This is a genomic window from Clavibacter sp. GW821-FHT01D01, assembly GCF_059422605.1.
The window spans coordinates 267,136-273,261 of the sequence record NZ_JBWKXC010000004.1 but is presented as its reverse complement, the minus strand read 5'-3'; the positions used below and the strand labels follow the sequence as shown (position 1 = coordinate 273,261).

Annotated in this window: 5 protein-coding genes; 3 read left to right on the top strand and 2 right to left on the bottom strand. The window is 74.7% G+C overall.

Annotated elements, in window-relative coordinates; all coding sequences use genetic code 11:
* Positions 1 to 103 precede the first annotated feature (103 nt).
* A complete protein-coding gene (locus tag AC07VC_RS08290) occupies positions 104 to 799 on the bottom strand; it encodes a PadR family transcriptional regulator (protein ID WP_317231134.1) in 696 nt (231 codons plus the stop codon).
* A gap of 265 nt (positions 800 to 1,064) precedes the next feature.
* Between AC07VC_RS08290 and AC07VC_RS08285 the strand changes: the two genes are divergently transcribed.
* The 3 genes from AC07VC_RS08285 to AC07VC_RS08275 all read left to right on the top strand — a co-directional run bounded on the left by AC07VC_RS08285 (position 1,065) and on the right by AC07VC_RS08275 (position 4,744).
* A complete protein-coding gene (locus AC07VC_RS08285; protein WP_494676337.1) occupies positions 1,065 to 1,757 on the top strand; it encodes a hypothetical protein in 693 nt (230 codons plus the stop codon).
* 271 nt (positions 1,758 to 2,028) lie between these two features.
* The gene (locus tag AC07VC_RS08280; RefSeq protein WP_494676336.1) at positions 2,029 to 3,420 is read left to right on the top strand and encodes a PP2C family protein-serine/threonine phosphatase; all 1,392 of its coding nucleotides are present in this window, start codon (positions 2,029 to 2,031) and stop codon (positions 3,418 to 3,420) included.
* Between the two features lie 55 nt (positions 3,421 to 3,475).
* Positions 3,476 to 4,744 carry an MFS transporter gene (locus AC07VC_RS08275; RefSeq protein WP_494676335.1) on the top strand — a complete coding sequence of 423 codons (1,269 nt, stop codon included), beginning with the start codon at positions 3,476 to 3,478 and terminating at the stop codon, positions 4,742 to 4,744.
* Here the strand turns inward: AC07VC_RS08275 and AC07VC_RS08270 are convergent.
* On the bottom strand, positions 4,731 to 6,122 hold the full coding sequence (locus AC07VC_RS08270) for a hypothetical protein (protein WP_494676334.1): 1,392 nt from the start codon (positions 6,120 to 6,122) through the stop codon (positions 4,731 to 4,733). The two genes, AC07VC_RS08275 and AC07VC_RS08270, sit on opposite strands and share 14 nt — an antisense overlap.
* Positions 6,123 to 6,126 lie beyond the last annotated feature (4 nt).

The following is a 6,126-nucleotide window of genomic DNA, read 5'->3' as shown; positions in this document are numbered from 1 at the left end:
GGCAAGGTCGTCGGCAGCGTCAGATGGGTAGAAGAGACAGGCCCCCGCAGGAGCGGGGGCCGTCGTCGTGTCGTCGCGGCGCCGGTGCGCGCCGCGACCGGGATCAGTCGGCGAGGATCGCGTACAGCGCGCGCCGCGTCTCGTCGAGCTTCGCCGCCGCGGCCTGGCGCTGGGCGTCGGTCGCGTCGTGCATGAGGGGCTTCACGACGCCCATGAGCTTCATGAGGCTCGTCTGGAACGCGTCCTCGCCCTCGGACCTGTCGGTCGTGGCGGCCCAGGCGGCGTCGATCGACGCCCGGTTCTCCTCGACGTGGGCACGGCCCGCGTCCGTGAGGGAGTAGACGCTCTTCGCGCCGGACTCGTCGGCGACGATGAGGTCCTCGTCGACGAGCTGCTGGAGCGTCGGGTACACGGAGCCGGGGCTGGGGCGCCAGGCGCCCTCGCTCTTCGCGGCGATGCCGGTGATGAGCCCGTAGCCGTTGGACGGCGCCTCGGCGAGCAGGGAGAGGATCGCGAGGCGGACGTCGCCGCGGCGGGCGCGTCCCCGTCCGCCGCGTCCGCGGCCCGGGCCGAAGCCGGGGCCGCCGAAGCCGCCCATGCCCGGGAAGCCGGGGAACCCGGGGAAGCCCGGGAAGCCGCCGCCCTCGCCGGGCTGGAAGCCGCGGGCGAGCGGGTGCCCCGGCATGATGCGCGGGCGTCCGCCGCGGTGGTGCTGCAGGCGGGGCTCGTGGCGGTCGGCGGGGACGCCGTCCCGGGGGCGGGACGGCAGGTGGTCGTGGTCGTGGTCGTGGGTGCGCATGGGCGCTCCTTCCGGGGAGGTGATGTCGGGGATCGGGACGTTCTGTCGCGATGTAGCAACGATATATCGACGACTATCGGATGTCAACACCTCGATCTCGACTGCGCGGAGGCGGATGCCCGGATCCCCGGGCTGCGGGCCCCCGAACCTGGCCTTCCCCTGGGAAAGGAGGACCGGCCCCAACCCGTTCTCCTCCGGCGCCGAAGTCCCTGTGTCGCCCGGGGGTACCGGGCACGGATCCCGTCCACACAGCGAAGGAAATGTCATGCGCAACCTCACCAAGTCGGTCTTCGGCCTCGCCACCGCGGGCTTCCTCGTCGTCGGCCTTGCGGCCTGCTCGACGCCCGCCGAGACCCCCTCGTCCTCCAGCTCCGCCGCGCCGTCCGCGTCCGCGACGACCGAGGCCGACCCCACGCCGCTCGCGTCGATCCCGACCCTGACCGGCGTCGACACCCAGGTCACCCTCGACTCCGGCTTCACCGGCGCCCTCACGACCCTGGGCCTGACCCCCGGCGTCATCGGCACCGCCACCCTCGACGGCGCCACCGGCACCCTCGCGTTCCCCATCACCGGCGGCAACGTGGACTACTACGACCCCGAGATGGACTACCGCCCCTACGTCCAGGGCGAGATCGACCACGACGGATCCGGCATCAGCCTCACCGCCGGCGACACCATCGTGAAGCTCACCGACTTCGTCATCGACCCCGGCACCAGCCGCCTCACCGGCTCGGTCCAGGTCGGCGACGGCGAGGTCATGAACGACGTCTACATCTTCAACCTCGACGGCACGACCCTGAACCCGCTCCAGATGGAGGGCGACAACGCCGTCCTCGAGGGCACCACCGTCAAGGTCAGCCCCGACGCCGCCGCACTGCTGAACACCACCTTCGGCACCGACGCCGTCACCGACGAGCTCGTCGTCGGCATCGCGAAGATCACCGTCAACACCAAGTAGCACCCACCCGGCACACGCCGGGAACGCACCACCTGCGATCACAGCGGAACGCATCGACGGCCTCGTCTCCCTCCGGGAGCTGGGGCCGTCGGCGCGTCCGGGCCCGATCGGCGCCGCGCGGGCCCCTCGGACGCCCCGCGGATCGGTAGCCTGGGCACCAGACGCACTGCCGACGCCCGGGGGGCCGTCGGCATCGCCGCCGGCGGAGCGCGGTCGACCACGGTCGACGCGACCGCCGCACCCCGGACGGACCTCCCCGAGATCCCGACGGATGGGAGGCGACCGCACCGTGCTCGACTCGCTGACGCTCCGCGTCGCCTTCGGCGTCGCCACCCTCACGCTGTTCCTGCTCTTCGCGCTGGTCACGTTCCGCAGCACCCGCTCGGCCTTCAGCTTCTGGTGGTGCAGCGCCCTCGCGCTGTTCATGGCCGGATCGCTGCTCTACCTCCGTGACGGCACCGTCGACCAGGTCTGGGCGAACCCGCTCGGCAACGGGCTCAACGTCGCCGGGGCCGCCGCCGTCTGGATGGGGAGCCGGTCCCTGCGCGGGCGCCCGACGCCGTGGTGGCTCGTGGTCGCCCCGGCGGTCGTCGTGGTCGTCGTCTCCTGCGCGGACACGCCCGCGACGAACGACTGGTCCGCGGGGCCGCTGTACCTCGGGCTGATGAGCACCCTCATCGGCCTGTCGACGCGCGAGCTCGCCCTCCTCGAGGCCGGGCTGTCCCGCACGCGCTGGCCGCTCCTGCTCTCCTCGGGGGCGCTGGCCGCGTACTACGCCGCCCGGTTCGCCGTCTTCCTCGCGACCGGGCCGCGCAGCCCCGCCTTCACGACGTGGTTCGGCACCCCGTCGACGACGCTCATCACCCTGGTGCTCCTCGTCGTGGTGTCGTTCAGCATGGCGTCGCTCAGCGGAGAGCAGGTCGCGCGGATGCTCGCCGCCTCCGCCGCCCGTACACGGCAGGAGCTGATCGAGGGCGGCGGCGTCCAGCGGCGGCTCCTGCCGCAGTCCGTGCCCGACGTGCCGGGCTACGAGGTCGCGGGCGAGTGCGTGCCGAGCGGGGAGGTCAGCGGCGACTTCTTCGACTGGCACCGCACCCCGGACGGCATCGTCGTGACCCTCGCCGACGTGATGGGGAAGGGCGTCGGCGCCGCGGTCATCGCGGCGACCGTGCGCGCGTCGCTCCGCACCGCCCTCCCGACCCTCGACCCCGGCCGCACGCTCGCCGTCGTCGACCGGGCCGTCGAACCGGACCTCGACGCGAACGGCGCCTTCGTCACCCTGCTGCACCTGCGGCTCGACGCGGCGAGCGGCGACGTCGCGATCGTGGACGCCGGGCACGGCCTCGGGCTCATCTGCCGGGCGGACGGCTCGCGCGAGCAGATCCCGTCGCGCAACCTGCCCCTCGGCGCGCTGGGCGAGCAGGAGTGGGTGACGAGCACCGTCCACCTCGGCCCCGGCGACCTGCTGCTCGTCTGCAGCGACGGCGTGCTCGACCTCTTCGACGGGACCGTGGCGGCACTCGACCGCGCGGCGGACGCCGCGACGGCGGCCGGGCCCAGCGCCGCCGGAGCGGTCGCGGGCATCACGGGCCTCGCGCCGGCGGGCACGCTGCCCGACGACGTGACGGTCGTCGCCGTGCGCCGCACCGCCTCCCCGGCGTGAGGGCGCCGGGCCGACCTGGTTGACTCGAGGTCGGCACGGACGGATCGGGGCGGGCATGCAGGACGGGACGACGACGGACGCGACGGCGGGGGACGCGACGACGGACGCCCGCCGGGACGCCGCGGCGCTCCTCGGGCGCCGGCGGGCGGTGTACGCGTTCATGCTCGTGTTCGGCATCGGCATGTCCTCGTGGGTGGTCCGGACGCCCGCCGTCCGGGACCTCCTGGCGGCGTCCACGGCCGAGATGGGCCTCGTGCTGCTCGGCCTCTCCGTCGGGTCGATGACCGGGGTGCTGACGTCGGCCGCCTTCGTGCGCCGGCACGGCGTGCGCCTCACGGTCGCGCTCGGCGGGGCGTCCTTCACGGCGGGCATCGCGCTCGTCGGGATCTCCGCGAGCCTCTCCTCCACCCCCGGCGTGTTCGTCGGGCTCGCCCTGACCGGGCTGGGCATCGGCTTCTCGGAGATCGCGCTGAACCTCGAGGGCGCGGCCATCGAGACGGCGCTCGGACGCTCGGTGCTCCCCGCGATGCACGGGTGCTTCAGCCTGGGCACGGTGCTGGGGTCGGTGGTGGGGATCGGCCTCACCGCGGTCGACTTCCCCGTCGTCGGGCAGCTCCTCGCCGTCGCGGCGCTCGGCGGCGTCCTGCTCGTCACCGTCGTCCGGTCAGTGTCGCCCGCCACGGGACGCGTCGACCGGGACGCGTCCGCGGAGGCGGCGGGATCCCCGCGCCGGTCGCTGCTGCAGGCCATGCGGGAGCGGCGCGTGCTGATGCTGGGCGCCATCGTGCTGGCCCTCGCCCTGGCGGAGGGCTCCGCGATGGACTGGCTGCCGCTCCTGATGGTCGACGGACACGGCGCGTCGCCGACCGTCGGCACGGTCGTGTTCACGGCGTTCGCGGCCGCCATGACCGTCGGCCGGTTCGTCGGCGCGCCGCTCCTCGCGCGCTTCGGCAACGCGGCCGTGCTCCGGGTGAGCGCGCTCGTCTCGGCGGCCGGCATCGCCGTCGTCGTGTTCGTCGACAGCCCCGTCGCGGCCGGATGCGCGGTCGTGCTGTGGGGGCTGGGTGCCGCCCTCGGCTTCCCCGTGACGCTCTCCGCGGCCGCCGACGGCGACGACCCCACGTCGTCCGTCGCCGCGGTCGCGACGGTCGGCTACGTCGCCTTCCTCGTCGGCCCTCCCGTGCTCGGCTTCCTGGGCGAGCACTTCGGGCTCCGCGGCGCGATGGTGCTGGTGCTCGTCCTCGTCGCCGCGGCGTCGCTCCTCGCGCAGGCCGCGGGTCCCCGGGCGGGACGGGACGGCGGGACCCCGCTCAGCCGATCGTGACCTCGAAGCCGGCGACGCTGCGGGTCACCGTGCCCGTGGACAGCTCGACGAGCAGTGTGGTGACGCTCGTGTCGCGGTGGTTCCGCGGGTACTCGTCGCTGGCCCCGCGGGCCGGGTCCGGCACCGTCTCGAGCAGGGCGAAGCGGCCGTTGGGGGTGACCGTGAGCCCCGTGATCCGGGTCGCCGGGTCCGCGGGCACGTAGACGTCGCTCGCCGAGCCGTCGCGGACGACCACCAGCCGCTGCGTGGCCGCGCCCGTGGCGGGATCCAGCGCCGTGCGCACGCGCAGCACCGCGCCGTCGTCGCCGGGCACGAACGAGATGGCCCCGTCGTACTGCAGGTCCTGGCCGCCCGTCTCGGTGGGGAGCGTCGTCTGCTGGGCGGTGCGCAGGTCGATCTCGGTCGTCGTGCCCGGATCCGTGACCGCGAGGCGCGTGCCGTCCGCCGAGAACGGCCCGAGCGTGCCGTGCCGCCCGAGCGGCACGATCGGCGCCGACCCGTCGACGGTGATGAGGTAGAGGTCGCCGTCCTGCCCGTGCGCCACCAGCTGGGGCCGCCCGGGGACGAAGCCCCAGGCCTGCGCGGAGACCGCCCGCCCGTCGAGACCGAGCACGGGCTCGGGGGCGGCGCCGGCCGCCACGTCGTCGACCATGAGCGTGTCGTCGAAGCGCCCGCCGTCGGCGCTCGTGAAGCGGAAGCCGACGGTGGTGCCCGTGTCCTCGGCGTGGAGGTCCTGCAGCGTCCCGCGGTCGGGCAGCGGCAGCGGGACCTGGCCGGAGCCGTCGAGCGCGGCGATGACGAGGCCGTTCGTGCCGTCGTCCTCGAGCGTCGCGACGACGAGGGACTGCCCGACGACGGCGTACTCCTGGATCCTCGTCGCCTCGAACACGACGTCGCTCGCGCCGGATCCGGTGCCCGCCACCCGCTGCCGGACGATGCGGTCCGCCTGCTGCTCGCCGCCGCGGACGAGCACGTGCATGCCGGGGTCGCCCGTGCGGAACGAGGTGCGGAGGTCGGCCGCCGGACCGCCGCCGATGCCCTGCACGCCGTCGACGGCGACCGTGTAGTCGGCGTCGTAGGCGAGCGGTCGCGCGAAGTCGATGACGATGCGGTCGGCCTGCGTGTCGACCGTGAACTCGGCGCCGGGCTCCAGCCGCACGCGCGACGCGTCGACGGGCTGGAGCGGGCGGTTCGCCGCGAGCACGAGCCGCTGCCGGGACTGCTGCACGACGGCGAGCGGATCGACGTCGGTGCGCACCAGCCGCGGCCCCTGGCTGCCGGCGGCCGCGAGCAGCCCGCCGCAGACGAGGACGAGCACGACGACCACGGCGGTGAACGCCCGGCGGAAGGCGCGCGGGGAGGCGGCGGCGTCGGTCACGGGC